The 15,045-nt window shown below is 45.5% G+C and carries 17 protein-coding genes; 6 read left to right on the top strand and 11 right to left on the bottom strand.

Annotated elements, in window-relative coordinates; genetic code table 11:
* Positions 1 to 32: 32 nt before the first annotated feature.
* The 4 genes from ACTHRH_RS08295 to ACTHRH_RS08280 all read right to left on the bottom strand — a co-directional run bounded on the left by ACTHRH_RS08295 (position 33) and on the right by ACTHRH_RS08280 (position 3,201).
* Positions 33 to 563, bottom strand: a complete 531-nt coding sequence (locus ACTHRH_RS08295) for a cysteine hydrolase family protein (protein WP_440414978.1) — start codon at positions 561 to 563, stop codon at positions 33 to 35.
* Position 564: 1 nt separating this feature from the next.
* Positions 565 to 1,146 (bottom strand): helix-turn-helix domain-containing protein, encoded by a 582-nt coding sequence (locus tag ACTHRH_RS08290; RefSeq protein WP_440414976.1) that lies wholly within the window; start codon positions 1,144 to 1,146, stop codon positions 565 to 567.
* A gap of 579 nt (positions 1,147 to 1,725) precedes the next feature.
* Positions 1,726 to 2,223, bottom strand: a complete 498-nt coding sequence (locus ACTHRH_RS08285; RefSeq protein ID WP_440414974.1) for a GNAT family N-acetyltransferase — start codon at positions 2,221 to 2,223, stop codon at positions 1,726 to 1,728.
* 18 nt (positions 2,224 to 2,241) lie between these two features.
* Positions 2,242 to 3,201, bottom strand: coding sequence for a proline dehydrogenase family protein (locus ACTHRH_RS08280; RefSeq protein ID WP_440414972.1), 960 nt, complete (start codon positions 3,199 to 3,201; stop codon positions 2,242 to 2,244).
* A gap of 113 nt (positions 3,202 to 3,314) precedes the next feature.
* On the opposite strand from ACTHRH_RS08280, the gene pdxR reads away from it, so the two are divergent.
* From pdxR to ACTHRH_RS08265, 3 genes are all read left to right on the top strand, one after another.
* Positions 3,315 to 4,724, top strand: coding sequence for a MocR-like pyridoxine biosynthesis transcription factor PdxR (pdxR, locus tag ACTHRH_RS08275; RefSeq protein WP_379290278.1), 1,410 nt, complete (start codon positions 3,315 to 3,317; stop codon positions 4,722 to 4,724).
* Positions 4,725 to 4,985: 261 nt separating this feature from the next.
* On the top strand, positions 4,986 to 5,504 hold the full coding sequence (locus tag ACTHRH_RS08270) for an RNA polymerase sigma factor (RefSeq protein ID WP_440415001.1): 519 nt from the start codon (positions 4,986 to 4,988) through the stop codon (positions 5,502 to 5,504).
* Positions 5,497 to 6,468 (top strand): hypothetical protein, encoded by a 972-nt coding sequence (locus ACTHRH_RS08265; protein WP_440414970.1) that lies wholly within the window; start codon positions 5,497 to 5,499, stop codon positions 6,466 to 6,468. The genes ACTHRH_RS08270 and ACTHRH_RS08265 overlap by 8 nt, the downstream gene beginning before the upstream one ends.
* Positions 6,469 to 6,548: 80 nt before the next feature.
* On the opposite strand, the gene ACTHRH_RS08260 is transcribed toward ACTHRH_RS08265, so the two are convergent.
* From ACTHRH_RS08260 to ACTHRH_RS08245, 4 genes are all read right to left on the bottom strand, one after another.
* Positions 6,549 to 7,286: an ABC transporter permease gene (locus ACTHRH_RS08260; protein WP_440414968.1), complete on the bottom strand. Its 738-nt coding sequence runs from the start codon at positions 7,284 to 7,286 to the stop codon at positions 6,549 to 6,551.
* On the bottom strand, positions 7,283 to 8,017 hold the full coding sequence (locus tag ACTHRH_RS08255) for an ABC transporter ATP-binding protein (RefSeq protein WP_440414966.1): 735 nt from the start codon (positions 8,015 to 8,017) through the stop codon (positions 7,283 to 7,285). Before ACTHRH_RS08255 ends, ACTHRH_RS08260 begins: the two co-directional genes overlap by 4 nt.
* Positions 8,014 to 8,451 carry a helix-turn-helix domain-containing protein gene (locus ACTHRH_RS08250; RefSeq protein ID WP_440414964.1) on the bottom strand — a complete coding sequence of 146 codons (438 nt, stop codon included), beginning with the start codon at positions 8,449 to 8,451 and terminating at the stop codon, positions 8,014 to 8,016. Before ACTHRH_RS08250 ends, ACTHRH_RS08255 begins: the two co-directional genes overlap by 4 nt.
* Positions 8,452 to 8,912: 461 nt before the next feature.
* The gene (locus tag ACTHRH_RS08245) at positions 8,913 to 9,233 is read right to left on the bottom strand and encodes a hypothetical protein (RefSeq protein WP_440414962.1); all 321 of its coding nucleotides are present in this window, start codon (positions 9,231 to 9,233) and stop codon (positions 8,913 to 8,915) included.
* Between the two features lie 542 nt (positions 9,234 to 9,775).
* Between ACTHRH_RS08245 and ACTHRH_RS08240 the strand changes: the two genes are divergently transcribed.
* Together ACTHRH_RS08240 and ACTHRH_RS08235 are read left to right on the top strand one after the other, a co-directional pair.
* Positions 9,776 to 10,171 (top strand): BlaI/MecI/CopY family transcriptional regulator, encoded by a 396-nt coding sequence (locus ACTHRH_RS08240; RefSeq protein ID WP_379290366.1) that lies wholly within the window; start codon positions 9,776 to 9,778, stop codon positions 10,169 to 10,171.
* Positions 10,164 to 11,753 carry a M56 family metallopeptidase gene (locus tag ACTHRH_RS08235; RefSeq protein WP_440414960.1) on the top strand — a complete coding sequence of 530 codons (1,590 nt, stop codon included), beginning with the start codon at positions 10,164 to 10,166 and terminating at the stop codon, positions 11,751 to 11,753. The genes ACTHRH_RS08240 and ACTHRH_RS08235 overlap by 8 nt, the downstream gene beginning before the upstream one ends.
* Before the next feature lie 123 nt (positions 11,754 to 11,876).
* Here the strand turns inward: ACTHRH_RS08235 and ACTHRH_RS08230 are convergent, their stop codons facing one another.
* Both ACTHRH_RS08230 and ACTHRH_RS08225 read right to left on the bottom strand, forming a co-directional pair.
* A complete protein-coding gene (locus ACTHRH_RS08230) occupies positions 11,877 to 12,395 on the bottom strand; it encodes a shikimate kinase (protein WP_440414958.1) in 519 nt (172 codons plus the stop codon).
* A 104-nt stretch (positions 12,396 to 12,499) separates the two neighbouring features.
* A complete protein-coding gene (locus tag ACTHRH_RS08225) occupies positions 12,500 to 12,808 on the bottom strand; it encodes an MGMT family protein (protein WP_440414956.1) in 309 nt (102 codons plus the stop codon).
* A 179-nt stretch (positions 12,809 to 12,987) separates the two neighbouring features.
* Here ACTHRH_RS08225 and ACTHRH_RS08220 point away from each other — a divergent pair, with 179 nt between their 5' ends.
* Entirely contained in the window at positions 12,988 to 13,371 is a 384-nt protein-coding gene (locus tag ACTHRH_RS08220; protein ID WP_440414954.1) for a DUF4183 domain-containing protein, read from the top strand.
* Between the two features lie 162 nt (positions 13,372 to 13,533).
* Here ACTHRH_RS08220 and ACTHRH_RS08215 read toward each other — a convergent pair whose 3' ends face one another.
* A complete protein-coding gene (locus tag ACTHRH_RS08215) occupies positions 13,534 to 14,919 on the bottom strand; it encodes an extracellular solute-binding protein (RefSeq protein ID WP_379289508.1) in 1,386 nt (461 codons plus the stop codon).
* Between the last annotated feature and the right edge of the window lie 126 nt (positions 14,920 to 15,045).

Genomic DNA, 15,045 nt, shown 5'->3' with positions numbered 1-15,045 from the left:
TGCCATAACCTTTAGTTCGTATTGGCCAGGAATTAAAACTGCACTTCATTTGAGTTAACAATGGCAGCAAATTGAGCAAGAATGCTATTATGATGGTTAATGATTTGTTCTGCTGTTAATCCATCGGAATCATAGGTGCTGTGGCAATCTTTTACCAGTTCTACTTTGTAGCCGCGCGAATAACCGCTTTTCACAGTTGTATCCACGCAATACTCGGTTTGAACCCCACACATAACTAAAGTATCAATTCCATGATCCTGTAGCCGGGTATAGAGATCAGATTCCAGAAAGGAGTCCGCAAAATGCTTAATAATGATCTGATCATGTTCAACAGGTGCGATCTGCTCATGTACTTGCCATAGCGGTTGATTCTCGGCTCTTAGAGAGCCCTTCGGTTCAGTAAACATGATATAAAAAACGGGCACGCTTCTCTTTCGAGCCTTTTCAATCAAGCGTTTCGTATTTTCTAGCAGTTTTTCTTCTTGACAAATAGGTTTTCCGCCGTAATCTTTCCACACAAAAGGCATAACCTGCATGTCAATAATAAGTATTGCCTTCCTCACTTCAGATCCCCCTCCTTGTTCTCTGTTTCATCATGTCCGTTTTCCACAATCCATGTCGGTTGCAATACGCATATAACGTTCCGCCGTGCATTTTGGGAAAACGTAATTCTGCATTTTGTTCCGGGTACAATCTCATGAACAGCAACCTGTCATATGAGATATAAGCAACAAAGGATATATAATGATCCCTGCTCATCTCATGCTGAATGGTAACGAAGTAATCATCCTCAATCTCATGAACGGTTATTTCGTGCTCATCGTTCTCCGGCTTTGCAAGCAATGGCTCCAATATCCTGCCGCAGCATGAAATGCTTGCTGCCCCCGTACTGGTCATGACATTATCACAGCTTTGGCATGCGTAAAATTTAATGTGCCTCATGTTCCCTTTATCCTGTTCATTGGGATTTAAGTCCCCCAATAAAATCTTCTCAACATTAACTCCTAATATTTTGGAAAGCTCACCAAGCAAAGACACATCGGGACATCCTAAACCACGTTCCCATTTTGAAATCGTCTTATCACTAATATTCATTAGCTGGGCTAAATCCTTCTGTGTCAGGCTTTTCTCTTTACGAAGCTTCAAAATGAGCCTCCCCACCTTACTGCAATCCATATTGTCCACCCCCCTTAATTTCAGAATATCGGTTACAGATGTCTTTCTCAATAAACGCCTCGTAGAGTTCTACTAAATAAGCCCGTTAAAAATATAATTTTTCCACTCGCATTCGCTCTTCTCTTCCATCGTTGCCCATTGGACCATTGGAGCAGGCAAGGGAAAGCCATACGTCGTATCCGGGTCGGCAAGGACGTCGCAAAGACGAGCAGAAGTGCATTAAAATCCTGCCTTTTTCCAAAAAGAAAGCGAAAGACGCTCAAATGTGCAGGTCTTTTTCACAAAATGGGCCCATTTCGCAAAAATCGCTCCAAAGACCTGTATTATTGCTCTAGAATTAGGCATGTCGCCGTTTTTCGGAAAAAGACCTGCATTATCGCTTTAGAATAAGGCATCGCGCGGCTTTTTCCCAAAAAGACCTGCAGTTTTGATTGTCTTTTGCACAATCCGGCGGTGAGTTTTAAAGAGAAACTCTCCTATTTAATGGTCGGACTCGGTATGCTTACTGTCGGAACCGCATTCAAGCGGGCCCTCTATTGGTTACGGCTTCTACTTTCCCCGGTGAAATCGGTTATCACATAGAACGACTGATGTTTCGACCTGCCTCTCCGGCACATTCCAATATTTATGAAGCAGGCTTCTTTTTTCATCCCTATTAACCAGAGTAAAGCCGTTCTTGACATAGAAGGAAATCGCCCAAGCTGCGGATTCCCATGTCCCTATCAGAATTGGTTTATCTGTAAGCTGTCTAATATGATTTAACAGCTTGGTTCCGATCCCTGCCTGACGACTGATCGTTTGTACATAGACATGGCGAATCAGGGCCACCTCGTTTTTATCTTGAATTCCCATGATACCGCAGAGCTGCCCGCCGTCTTCAAATCCCCAGAAGATGACACCGTCCTCCATCTCTTGGGCGAGTTCATGTCTGCTCATGTACGGCTCCTTATAACGATCCTCCGGAATTACACCCCGGTATGCTTGGGCCGAATCGTTTATTATTTGGTATATACGCTCTTCATCCGTTTTTTCACATAATCGGATCATCTTTTGCCGGTCTCCTTTTTAGTATCGAATCTCGTGCCTTGCCTCATGAACATTAACCATATCCGCAATAGCGCCATAAATGTTCGGAGCATGCTCGGCCAACCGATGACACAAGTACAAAAACCAATCGGTTCCATAAGGCAGATATACTCTGGCCGGATACCCTTTATCTTTGAATGGCTTCAACCATTCTGCCTTAACCCCGTACAGCATTTCGGTCTCCACGAAGGGCAAATCCAAATAGCCTCTGGCCATCGCGCTGTGCAAAACGGCCTCGTCATGGGTTGCAATGGAAACGGGATGCTTGTCTTTGACGCATAGATCAACCATCTCCAAAAATCGTTCGTTGAGCTCACTTCCACGGCCCGCGGCGATCTCGGGCTGTTCCCGGTAGGCCCCTTTCACGATTCTTATTTTTCCCGGGAAGCGCAGCAGTTCTTTTAAATCGTCCAGCGAGCGCTGCAAATAGGCTTGAACCGTGATTCCCACATTCGGGTGATTCTTCGCAGCTTCTTTATATATTTGAATAATATCCGATGTCTTGGAGGATTCCTCCATGCTAACCATGATGCTAATTCCGTGCTCCCTACCTTCTTTCGCCAAAATATTTATATTGTCCGCCGCTAAACCCCGGTCCACCGTTAAACCAATGTGCGACAAGTCGAGACAAACGGCAGCTTCCAGCGATTCGCGGGCGATTTCTTTGATCAATGCGGCGAATTCCTCTCTCGCCTTCACACAATCTTCGGCAGATGGCGTATTTTCACCTATGTACTCAATCGATACCCGATATCCTCTGGATGCCAGTAATTTGGATTGTTGAATCCCTTCTTCCCTTGTCTCCCCTGCAATGAACCGTTTTGCCGCCTGCAGGAGCACCGGGTACATGACTTCCGATTGGCTGAGATAGGCTTTTAATTGCTGGTTCCGCGCGATGCTTTTCAGAGCGTCCGCGGCCCGCTTTTCCATTTCCATCATCAAATGATCCTCCCTACTTCCTTTTTCAAAAAAGTTTAACATGATAAACTGGTTCTAATAAGAACCACATTTTTAAGATATTAGGGGTACCACTTCGTGAGGGAGATGAGAAAATGGTTTGGGTTGCAGTAGACCGCAGGTTAAATACGCCATTGACCAAGCAAATCTTTCATCAGCTTCAATCCAAAATATTGAACGGAGACCTTAAGGCCGGTCAGGCGCTGCCTTCAACCCGCCAGCTGGCGGCCGATTTGCAAGTGTCGAGAAATGTAGTTTTGGAAGTTTACGAGCAATTGATGGCGGAAGGCTACCTGGAAGCCAGGCAGGGCTCGGGGACTTTTGTCGCCGAAGGGGCGCTGCTGAAGCACCCCCTAACATTCGAGTCTTTGCCGGATTCGATCAAACATACGGGGACCAAGATGACAGAGGATATCGTTAATTTTCGGTCGGGCATTCCGGCTTTGGAGCTTTTCCCCCGGAAACATTGGGCGCGGCTTGCGCAGCAGGTATTATCCGATACGCCGGGCCGGAGCTTTGGATACGGTTCTCCCGAAGGCAGGTATGAGCTTAGAAGCGCTATTGCCAAATATTTATACAGAACTCGGGGAGTGCGCTGCCACCCGGACCAATTGGTCATTACTTCCGGAGCCACCCAGGCGATTACCCTTGTCGCTAAATTACTTGTAAACCCGGGTGATCACATCATGATCGAGGACCCGATCACGAACGATATCCAAACCATCTTCACGTCCTGCGGTGCCCGCCTGATCCCTCTTCCCGTCGATCATTCCGGAATTGCAGCAGATCGGTTAGTAACCGGCGCATATCACGGATCCGTGTATGTCACCCCTTCGCACCAGTATCCGCTTGGTTCCATTTTGCCTATTCAACGAAGGGTGCAGTTGATTGAATATGCCCGAAATACCGGCAGCTATATTGTTGAGGACGATTACGACAGCGAATTCCGGTACGAGGGCCCTCCTATCCATTCGCTGCAGTCGCTGGACCCAAGCGTCGTTATTTACATCGGAACCTTCAGCAAAATTCTCTCCCCCGCTCTAAGAATAGGTTATTTGATTCTGCCCTATCCGCTCGTTGAACGGTGCAGGATGCTCAAATGGTTCAGTGATCTGCATACTCCTTCTTTGGAACAGCTCATCCTTGCGCGCTTCATCGAAGAGGGATTTCTGGAGCGGCACATCCGGCAAATGAAGAAGGTTTATAAACAGCGAAGGAATTTCCTCAGGAAAGTATTAGGGCAATGTTTTGGAGACAGCGTCCAGGTAACTGGTGACTCTACAGGACTTCACTTGATTGCCGAGTTTACGGGTATACGATTTACAAATGAAGTTCTGGAGCAAATGTTGGGCGCCGGCGTTTCCGTACATGGTGTCGAAATGCACGCCATACAGAAAGGCAGGCACGAAAACCGAATTATTCTGGGCTATGGAAACCTGGAAGAACAACAAATTGAAAAAGGAATATCGAGAATCAAGCATGTCCTTGACAATATTAGGAAATGAAATCACCTTCAACGATTGCGCTCAAAGGCGGCCGACTTATCGTCAGCCGCCTGAGTAATTTCTGCAGATATACGACAGGCTTGAATTACATTTCCTAAGGACATGGTTCAATTTCCTCGACTGATTCTGTTCCCCCTTTGTTATGGATATGCGTCCTTCCAAAATTGTTCGAGGCCGAAAAAAATATCAAAAAAATTAAGCCAAATTGTCAACCGGATTGTCTAATAGGTATAAAACATAAAAAGGAAAGGTTGAACTCCAATCAATCAGTTAGTAAAAAAAGCTCAAAATGGTGACCACAAAGCCTATATCGAACTTTTTCAAACCTACGAACAAGACATTTATCGCATGGCCTATCTATATGTCAAAAACAAGAATGATGCGATGGATGTGGTTCAAGAGGTGGCCTATCGTTCTTTTAAAAGCTTGGGCACACTGGTAAATCCGCAGTTTTTTAAGACATGGTTGATCAAAATTACAATAACTTGTGCCCTGAATGTGCTGAAACAAAAAAGGAAGGTGGTTCACTTTAAAACGGAATATGAAGAGTTTATTGGTTCAAATGAGGAGGACCTTCCTCTCTCGCTATCGCTCCAACAACTGTTAGATACGCTGAATGAGGAAGAAAAAAGTGTTATCCTGTTAAGATTTTATAATGACTATACTTTTAAGGAAATATCGGAAGTATTACATATTCCTTTAGGAACTGCAAAATCGATTTTTTATCGGGCTCTACAAAAGCTCCGTGAACAAACGAAGGAGGCGGAGATTTATGAGTAATCAAATAAAACAATTATTGGACCAGATTGAACTCCCCGATGAGCTGCATGAGCGGAGCATACTTGGTGTGATGAAAGCAAAGGAGGAAATTGAGATTGAGAACGCAAAACCAATTAAACGAATGAAGAAAAGCTTTATCGCCGCTGCTGCTTGCTTGATTTTGGGGGGAACATTGCTAATGACCGAGGGAGGTTCGCGCATAGTAACCGCTGCACAAAACGCAGTAGAAACTCTAATCAGTCAGATCTTCGGCTCGAAAGAAAAGTTAAAAATAGTAGACCCTCAACTTACCGAGGTGGATATACAGAATATTGAAGAAGACTTGCAGACTGCCAAGCTAGCGTTATCCGACAGCGAATTTGCTCAATATAAAGAACTGCTCGCCAAGCTCGAGCATTATGCCGAACAAATGGCAGTTGCGGCAGATGGAGCTAAGGAAAGAAACCCTGAGGTTTTATCGGAGGAAGAACAGAAGGAATACCAGGCGGCGATTGCAGAAATTGAACGCTTCAACAACCAGATTGTTGAGAGAACGAAGATGACTATGGAGGAAGCCAGTCAACTGGCGGGCTATCCCATCCGTCGACCCGCCTATGTTCCGGACGGCCATCAATTAATATTGGAAGAGATAAACCCCAAGGAGATGTTTAGAGCGACCCGCCCTTTTGTTGCATTGGATTATAGAAATATGGAATATAGAAATGGCGAATTTGGTTTCAGAACTGTGCAGCAGCCGATAAACGACAACGAATTTGCCAAGTGGGCATTTGATCATATGGAATCCTATACCGTGGATGGTTATCAGCTTGAATTTGCTTGGTATAAAGATTCTAACGTTCAAGGGATGAGGATCCGAGTTCCGGAAAGCGACAGCAGTAAATCATACGAAATTGTTATGATTGCAGACCTATTGCCCAAAGAGCAAATGGAACAAATATTATTGTCCATGGTGAAGGACGATTAAATTCACAAGGCGGCCGACTGATCGTCAGCCGCCTGAAAGTGTTTCCGCCGATAAAACCGTTTACCGCTTCTCTTCTTTCATCACGCGCTTTCCCCATTCATTTTCTTTTTAAAAGCAAAAACGGCAATAACTATGACAACAACCATATATCCAACAACCCACCACATATGCGGTAAAATTGAAGCATAATCCCCGGATAGAGCAGCTCTGCTCGCGTCTACTGCATGAGCAAATGGAAGCGCATAGGCAATCTCTTTAAACCAGCCCCCTACCAGATTCAAGTCGAACCACGTACCGCTTAACCAAGCGCTAAGATTAGTCAGCAGCGCTCCGCAAATACCGCCCACCTGCTTGTCGTTAAATATGCTGCCTGTTAACAGTCCTATTCCTATAAATAATAAGGAGATTGGCAGAAGCACAATAATAGAAAGTAAAACATTGGCATTGATCGGCAATCCCAAGAAAAGTGCTGTGGTAAAGCTAATCATAATTTGAACAATGGCCATAGGGACTAGCGGCACTATATATCCTACAATGTAATCAGAGGCAGATAGAGGTGCCGTGAACAATCGCATCAAAAATGAGGTGCTTCTATCTTTAGCTATAAGCATTCCGGAGAATAGCGAGATGAAAGAAAGACCGAAAACGGCTATACCGGGAATAAGCTTATCAATGACAAATAACTCGGTTGGAACATTCGCTTGAATAGCAGTTAACAATAATAATATAACTAACGGGAAACCTATACCAAATGCCAAATTTAATGGATCTCTAATAATTTCTTTGTGGTTACGGGCAGCAAAGGCCAGTGATTTCATCTCTCTACCTCCTCTTTAGTAGCTAACGAAACAAAGGCTTCCTCCAGCGACTCGGTGTTCGTCTTTGCCATCAATTCAGCTACCGTTCCAACGGCCTTCAATCTTCCTTTCGCCATAATTCCTATTCGATCCGAAAGTACTTCTGCTTCGTCCATATAATGGGTCGTGAGAATAATGGTAATACTTCCCTTTAGTTTCTTAACTGCAGTCCATAGTTCCCTTCTTGCGATGACATCCAAGCCTAGTGTAGGTTCATCCAGGAATAAGATTTGGGGATTCGTAATAAGTGCCATGGCAATACTAAGCCGTCTTTGCATTCCCCCGGATAAAGTTTTTGCTTTATTGTTGGATACTTCCGTAAGGCTAAAAGTGCGAAGCATCTCTTCCACTCTTATTTCAACCGTTTTCTTGTCGAACCCGTATATTTGGGCAATTAATTCAAGATTCTCCCGGACGGTTAAATTAGGGGCTACAGCCGTTTCCTGTGGTGAAACATTAATCAATTCTTTTACTCCATGAGGATTGGAGACAATACTGTTGCCGAGGAGAGTTGCATCTCCGCTTGTAGGGCTGCTGAGGCAGGTCAACATCTTGATCGTTGTCGTTTTACCTGCACCATTTACTCCGAGTAAAGCAAAAAGCTCACCTTGTTCAATAGAAAGATCGAGAGAATGCACGGCAATCTTTTTTTCAAATTTCTTGGTTAAATTATTGGTTTGGATAGCTATCATTCCTCTTCCTCCTCGTATTCCTGTGCCTTAAATATATCCTCAGCAAACTGCAGGAAGCTCTCGTTCTTTACGATGGCAATCCCTTGAGCTTCATCGCCTAAAACAAGTAATCTGTCTCCCGGCGCAATGCTAAATACCTCTCTAGCTTTCTTGGGAATGACAATTTGCCCTCGCTCCCCAACCTTTACCAGCCCGAATATGTGCTTTCCTTTTGGTTTAATACCAATTTCTTGCTTATCATTCGTGTCATTCACAAGATCATCTAATGCTACACCATATAATTCCGCCAAAGCCTTGCAATTATGGATATCCGGCATGGTTTCCCCGGACTCCCATTTCGCTACGGCTTGCCTTGAAACACCGATTTTATCGGCCACTTCTTCTTGTGTGTATCTCATTATTTTCCGCATTTTTTTCAAATTCATATTTATCATATTTTGTCACACCCCTTATATCATTCTATTGAACTTTTTCCATATATCCACCAACTCAAAATAACATATGACGTTATCTTAAGTTTACATTTAGTTTAGTGTGGATTTTTTTCCATTCCAAAAACATAACCGGATCAACAAAAAATCCCCAAAGCTTGGTTTGAGGAAACCTGTATTTGTGATTCACTTTTTTCCATGACAGCAAAGTAGTTTTCTTCATGATCTGCAAAGTTTAATACTTTGCCGAAGGAATACTTGCGATTTCTCGAGGCATGAGGGTCTATGGTAAAAACGATTTAACTGTAATTTATGTAGGTAAATTCGTGCGAATGGCAGAAAGTGATTGAAGTAAATGGAAAAACTCCAGTTAGAATCGAGTTATTTTGCTGATATCACCCTTTTTGCCCAAACTAGCTGCATTTTTTCACTTAGATTACGTCTTTCGCTCCAGAGGAGCAAATCTAACTGTATGAAATCCAGTTAGACGCCCAAGTCGGCAAAGCTTCACCGGTTCCGTCAAGCGGCACTATCAATTCCGGGACAAATATCATCGTTCCTGAATGTCTGTCTTGAATTATGGACAAATATTCATATAACTCTAATTCGCGAATGACTCGATTCGCTTCCGCTTTATTGTACCTGGCCAGCCAAGCTTCCTTCCCCACTTGCCAGATAGTGTTGTTTACTCCAGTCCCCTCCGCCTTTACTTCCGAGTGCATTTTCCACCCGTCCAGCAATACTTGTTGCACCTCGTATCTGCGGGGAAGTTTATCATTTTTCATATATTCACATCCTTTTATGTGTAGTTTCAGCTTCAGCCCATTTTCAAGAAATTTCATCTACATTTGTAGACGAAATTTCTTTCGCATGCTATACTGAACGCATAACAACACGCTAGATGATCCAGGTTGGCTGTCGAATAATGGAGTACAAACTAAGTTCATGTGGAAAAATGCTGCAAGGATTGGCTATAACGGAACCCAGAGACCTTAATCGTTCCAGAAGGGCCATTCGGTAACTTTAACGGAATCGGATGACCTTATTCCAAGAAATGCAGACGAAAGTATGAGGATTTCAATGAAATAAGGGCGTCTGGGTCCGTTAGTCTAAAAAAACCGCCTATTTTGACGAAATAGGGTCTTACAGATCCGTTACATTGCCGTTATCCATTACCAGCTTCACGGTTATCCATTGCCGGTTGATTTGATGCTATAACATTTGGACTTTTCACTAGTACAATCATCCAGTTTGTACGCCCTGTCCGCAATGAATCGACAGCCTCCAATGGCACGGCCCACAAAAACTGAATGGAGGGATTCCCCCAATGAAACCATCCTTTGAACGACTGCCGGATGCCGAGTATGACGTTATGGATATCATCTGGCAGTCAGAGCAACCGCTCAAAACGTCTGCGATCTTGTCCAGACTTCACGAGGAGCAAGGAAAGGATTGGAACATTTCTACCCTGCAATCCCTGTTGACGCGCCTGCAGCAGCGGGGCTACATTGACTTCAAAAATGAAGGCAGACTGAAGCTCTACTATCCTTTAATTGACCGGCATTCGTACACCCGGCAGGAAACTCAGAGCTTCTTCAGCCGCTTCCATCGCAACTCCTACAAAAGCCTGTTTGCGGCACTGACAGGCGGACGGAAAATTAGTAGAGAGTCACTGGACGAATTGTCGGAAATCGTCCGGAATGCGGGTAAAGAGGATGATTAATACCTGGTTTGCAATCATCATTGAAACATCGGCCTTCGCAGTCGTTACCATCCTGTTGGCAGCAGGGATCGGAAGATTGACCGGCCATCGGTATCGCCCGCAATGGCGCTACTGGATATGGCTTGTCCTGGGTCTGCGCCTGGCGCTTCCATTCTGGCAGGTGCCGCAGGCCATCCCTGTGATAACGCTCCCGAACATCGTAGCGGATCAGCTTGCGCCCAATGCCGGCCCGTCAACCGTGAATGCGCCTTCATCTGCGGGGTCAACGGAAACCGGTCCGATTGACGAATCGTGGTCCGCCGTAAATACGGATACCCCCACTTCCGGTTATCTTCCGGATATTCCGACTTTGCTGTCCTGGATATGGCTGTTGGGCGCAGCAAGCTATTTAGGCTGGAGGATTATTCAGTATCGTCTTGCCTTGCGAAATTTAAAGGCTTGCTCGCAGCCAGTTGGTCCACGCGAGCTTGCGATAATGTCTGCACTGAAGGCGGATATGGGTGTAAGTCGGCGCATCGGTCTGTATCAATGCCGGCTCGCCAGCAGTCCGATGCTGATCGGCTTTATTCGTCCTGCCATCCTGCTGCCGGATACGCGCCTGACGGATGATCAGCTTGAGCTGATCCTGCGGCACGAACTGACGCATGCCAAGAGGAAAGATTTGTGGTTCATGGCACTTATGTCATGGGTCTCTGCCCTGCACTGGTTCAACCCGTTCGTCCATTGGATGATCCGCATGGCCTATGATGATCTGGAAAAAATATGCGACAATCACGTGATTAAACATGCCGATGTTCGCACCAGACAGCTTTATGCCGACACCATCATCCATTATATGAGAAATAGTGTTAATAAAGGGCCTTCTTTATCTACTTCTTTCCTTGGAGGGGATCGCGTCATGAAAGAGCGGTTTAAATTGATTTTTCAAAATCAGCCCAAAAAATCGGCGGCCTGGGTTTCCTGCCTCCTATTGATCATGATCCTTGCCGGAGGCACCTTGGTTTCTTGCCAAGGCTCAACGTCTCAAAGTAAAGGTAAAGACAGCTTTGCCGGGCTGTATGCTTTATTCGGTTCAGCGGAACAAGATGTGTTCAAGGCCCTATCCCTTGATGCGGACAATGATTTTGAGGAGTCCAATTTAATCCCCAACAACACGAGCTACCTGTTAAAGCAGCCTGTGAAAGTACATGGCCACTCGAGCCGATTGCTGATGGGATTCTACAATGATTTGTTGATGTACTTACAATACCGGTTCGACAATCATCAGGATGCCTTTGCTGTCAGCAAAGCGCTTAGAGATGAACTGGCCAAACTGCTCGGCCAACCCGACACGATAGAGGGCCATCCTAACCGGCTGGATAAATTGACCGAGCTGCCGACCGGCGGACCCTTTCCTTCGCCCGAATATATGGAGGAATGGCACATCGAGGTCGATCCTGAGGTTTTGAACACTTTAATCGGAGATACGGGTTATACTTCTCTTGACGTCATTGTGAAACTCTCCTTGAATGACGAATCTCATGCTACGGTGACCGTTCGCTACTCGGCAAATCTCAACAGCATGCAGCGGCCTCGCCCCTGAATGAAGATGTGGAAGGCGTAATCGACATGCAGTTCTCCTACATCGGCGGTCCTGGATAAGCAAATCAAGTCCCGGACTGCCGCTGTTTGGTCTAATTCCGTTTCTCGGCCGTTATAAATCCAACTACAATTCAAACCTCTGCTTAATCAGACCTGCAACATGTTCCGGGCTTAAGCTGGAGTTATTGATTCTTATATAATTCTCTCTTTTTATTTCTCCATCATAAGAGTTTAGCCGGTTTCGGGCCATCTTGCTTTTCAGATCCGTTTCAGAGAATTCGATATTTCTTTTAGTAGGCTTATGCTTAAGCCTGTGAGGGCTTATGTTGCGTTCCAGCCTTATCTCCAGTTCGGCCTCCAGTTCAACAAAGTAAACCTCGCCACCCTTAGCTTCGAATATTTGACAAACACTCTCTACATAGTCCCAATCCGCCTGGCTATCAAATGACCAAAGATATGTAAAGATCAACCCTTCCAATTCGCTATTAGCCACTTCTTCAAAGATCGCCCGGCGAAACAGCCTGACCAGCCTTTTGCCAGGTTCGGTACCATAACTAAAAAAGGGGGCGACCATTTCAATACTCATATGATTATGAAAAAGCTTCAGCCCGGTTATCTTCTCGAGCTCCTGTCCTACGGTCATCTTGCCGACAGCTTGCGGTCCAAAGATTAAGACAAATTTCTTTATGGCAAACCCCTCCCCTTCTTCCTCTTCCTTAACCTTGCTTGCCCTGTTTTAGTCTCCAGTCAGATGCCATTGGCACGGTATTGTTCAAGATTGACATAGCCATCATGCGTTACGGCCACACCTTCATTCTGAAGCAGCATCATTTGTAACTGATACGCCTCCTCGTTCTTGATGCTGATTTTCCCTTGCGCATTCACTACACGATGCCAACACAGCCTGTACTTCCTGCTCATGGAATGCAGGATCCTCACGACTTGCCGTGCTCCCCGGGGACTGCCCGCCATTGCTGCAATCTGGCCGTACGTCATCACTTTCCCTTCAGGAATCGTTTGGATGATTTCAATGACATTTTTCGTAAATGTGTTCATCGCCGTTCTTCCTTCCTGCTGCACTTCATTTATATCTTTCTTGCTCGCTTTATTTAAACCTGAATAATAGAAACCCGGTATTAAAATAGTTATATGAACCTTTTATTTCACCCTGCCATTTTCTATTAAATCGAATATAGTATATCGAGTCTATTGCCAAAAAGGAGGTTATGTATGCTATGGCTTTACAGCTTATGAAATTACTTGTTACGGCAACGACTACGACAAATACGGTTCCGACTCCGGAGAAATTTTTCCATGTCACTGCCGGCGAAACGGCGGCGGGTGCCACACTAACTATTGATACCGCCGATTTTTTCGATGATACCGGTGCCGCAGCCACCGATCTGCCTGCGCTGGCCGCCGGCAACAGTATGTTTAATGTTTACGTTAATGGGGTATTGCAAATGCAGGGCATTGCGACCTATACCCCTGGCGCCACAACGGTTGGGTCGCTGGCAATAGCCGTACCCGCCGGGAGCGAACCTATTTTGGCGAATACGCCGATCGTATTGGAGGTTATAAACTTTACCCCATCCTCCACTACAACAGTTAATACATGATGTGAGCAAACACCAAGCATGAATATCGGAATTTTAACTGTGCCGGACAATCGTATTTCTGTGGTTGACCGGCTTTCTATTTTCAGGTTTTCCCCCATCCCGGCTCCGATGCAACAACGACTCTCCGGCTTAAACAGAGACTATTATGGACTCGTCCATCTCTTACTCGCCGCGTTTGCTCAATATGGCCGAGATTCGGTCACGAAGCTCTTCCTCTGTAAGCAGCTTCGCCCAATACATACGGGCTTCCCTGTAAATAGCATTAATCTCGTTCTGATTCAAATTTAATTCTTGAAAAACGTGGTAGGCGGGCTGGTTTCCTAATATTTCCCCGATATGGGGAGGCCTGTACAAGCCTTCTGATTGTCCGGGATCCGGTGTATCTAGAACCGCCGGAAAACCGTATGTGTTCTGTTTAATCAACGATTGAGCATCCATGGATAAGAAAAATTCAACCAGTTTCAGCGCAGCGGCTTTAACTTCGGATTTATTGCTGATGGCCAGGCCGATGGATAACAGAATCGTTTTATTTTCCCGCAGCACTGGAAGCGGAGCAACGTCAAATGGTATCCCCGAGCCTTTCAGACGGTTCATGGCAAATAACGAAGTCATGATCACGGAAACCTTCTCCTGCACAAATAATTGCTCGGCATCCGCATCGCTTTCAGACAGGAAGATCGGAAATGTGTTCGGCGCATAAATGATCTCCCGGCATAAATTCAACCCTTCTATGATCCGCTCGACCGCTTCCTCGAATCTTCCTGCCTCCGCATGAAATTTCAGGCCGCTTTGCAATAGAAAAACTGGCCAGCGGTTTCGGGAATGCAGTGAATAGTAAAAGCCGAACCTGCTATTCTCCACTGTCAGCCGGGAAGCGATATGCAGCAGCTCCTCCCAAGAACGTGGTTGTAGCGGAAGCTCCAGCTGCAGCTCTTGAAGATGCCTGCGGTTATAGCAAATGACCAACGGAGAAAAAATAAACGGCTGCACCATTAACCGCCCTTCATGCTGGAATGCTGTGGTCAAGAGCGGGTAAACCGCAGGATTTTCATCCATCGGGTGCAGCAGACCGGTTATCTTCTCCGTAACAAAATGATTGAAGTTGCTGAAATTCATCGTGATCACATCCAGCAGTCCGGACTCCATATACTCTATGACCGTATGCTCATAGTTATCGTAGGAAAGCTGAAGCGGCTGGATGACGATGCCTGGATAGCGTTTATGAAACGCTGCAAGCAGCTGCTCTATTTCAGCGTCATAACCCAAAGAGGAATGATAGCCGAATCTGACATGAACAGGCTTTGCCGGGGAAGATTCGGCTATTTTATTGCCTACACGCGGAATCTTGACGATCAGTCCTTCGGCGGCAAGCTGCTCTAAGGCCAAGCGTACAAGCTTGTTACTGAGATGGAATTGCTTCGCGAGTTCTCGTTCCGAGGGCAGAAATTGGCCTTCTTTTCGCTTGTTCGTAATAATATCCATTCGCAGAGTGGCTATCATATGCTCCATTCTGCTTCGTGAATTCTTTCGATTCCGTTGCTCGGACATGACGCTAACCACCTTGTTCTATTCATTCTTCTACGGTGCACCAGAATGCTCTTCTGTTATCAAGAGCATATCGAATCAAGTTAAGAGAAGCAAGAAATATGGAAGAGCCGTTTTGACAAATCTTGT

Origin of the sequence: Paenibacillus sp. SAFN-117, from assembly GCF_051966115.1 — a bacterium.
Taxonomy (GTDB): Bacteria; Bacillota; Bacilli; order Paenibacillales; family NBRC-103111; genus Paenibacillus_L; species Paenibacillus_L residui.
The sequence above is the reverse complement of the archived record's forward strand: the minus strand, read 5'-3'. Positions and strand labels throughout refer to the sequence as shown.

Excerpts from the sequence above, each read along its gene's own strand:
- ACTHRH_RS08285 (WP_440414974.1), bottom strand. The coding sequence starts at position 2,223 with ATGATCCGATTATGTGAAAAAACGGATGAAGAGCGTATATACCAAATA.
- ACTHRH_RS08280 (WP_440414972.1), bottom strand. The coding sequence starts at position 3,201 with ATGATGGAAATGGAAAAGCGGGCCGCGGACGCTCTGAAAAGCATCGCG.
- pdxR (WP_379290278.1), top strand. The coding sequence starts at position 3,315 with ATGGTTTGGGTTGCAGTAGACCGCAGGTTAAATACGCCATTGACCAAG.
- ACTHRH_RS08265 (WP_440414970.1), top strand. The coding sequence starts at position 5,497 with ATGAGTAATCAAATAAAACAATTATTGGACCAGATTGAACTCCCCGAT.
- ACTHRH_RS08260 (WP_440414968.1), bottom strand. The coding sequence starts at position 7,286 with ATGAAATCACTGGCCTTTGCTGCCCGTAACCACAAAGAAATTATTAGA.
- ACTHRH_RS08255 (WP_440414966.1), bottom strand. The coding sequence starts at position 8,017 with ATGATAGCTATCCAAACCAATAATTTAACCAAGAAATTTGAAAAAAAG.
- ACTHRH_RS08250 (WP_440414964.1), bottom strand. The coding sequence starts at position 8,451 with ATGATAAATATGAATTTGAAAAAAATGCGGAAAATAATGAGATACACA.
- ACTHRH_RS08245 (WP_440414962.1), bottom strand. The coding sequence starts at position 9,233 with ATGAAAAATGATAAACTTCCCCGCAGATACGAGGTGCAACAAGTATTG.
- ACTHRH_RS08240 (WP_379290366.1), top strand. The coding sequence starts at position 9,776 with ATGAAACCATCCTTTGAACGACTGCCGGATGCCGAGTATGACGTTATG.
- ACTHRH_RS08235 (WP_440414960.1), top strand. The coding sequence starts at position 10,164 with ATGATTAATACCTGGTTTGCAATCATCATTGAAACATCGGCCTTCGCA.
- ACTHRH_RS08230 (WP_440414958.1), bottom strand. The coding sequence starts at position 12,395 with ATGACCGTAGGACAGGAGCTCGAGAAGATAACCGGGCTGAAGCTTTTT.
- ACTHRH_RS08225 (WP_440414956.1), bottom strand. The coding sequence starts at position 12,808 with ATGAACACATTTACGAAAAATGTCATTGAAATCATCCAAACGATTCCT.
- ACTHRH_RS08220 (WP_440414954.1), top strand. The coding sequence starts at position 12,988 with ATGGCTTTACAGCTTATGAAATTACTTGTTACGGCAACGACTACGACA.
- ACTHRH_RS08215 (WP_379289508.1), bottom strand. The coding sequence starts at position 14,919 with ATGTCCGAGCAACGGAATCGAAAGAATTCACGAAGCAGAATGGAGCAT.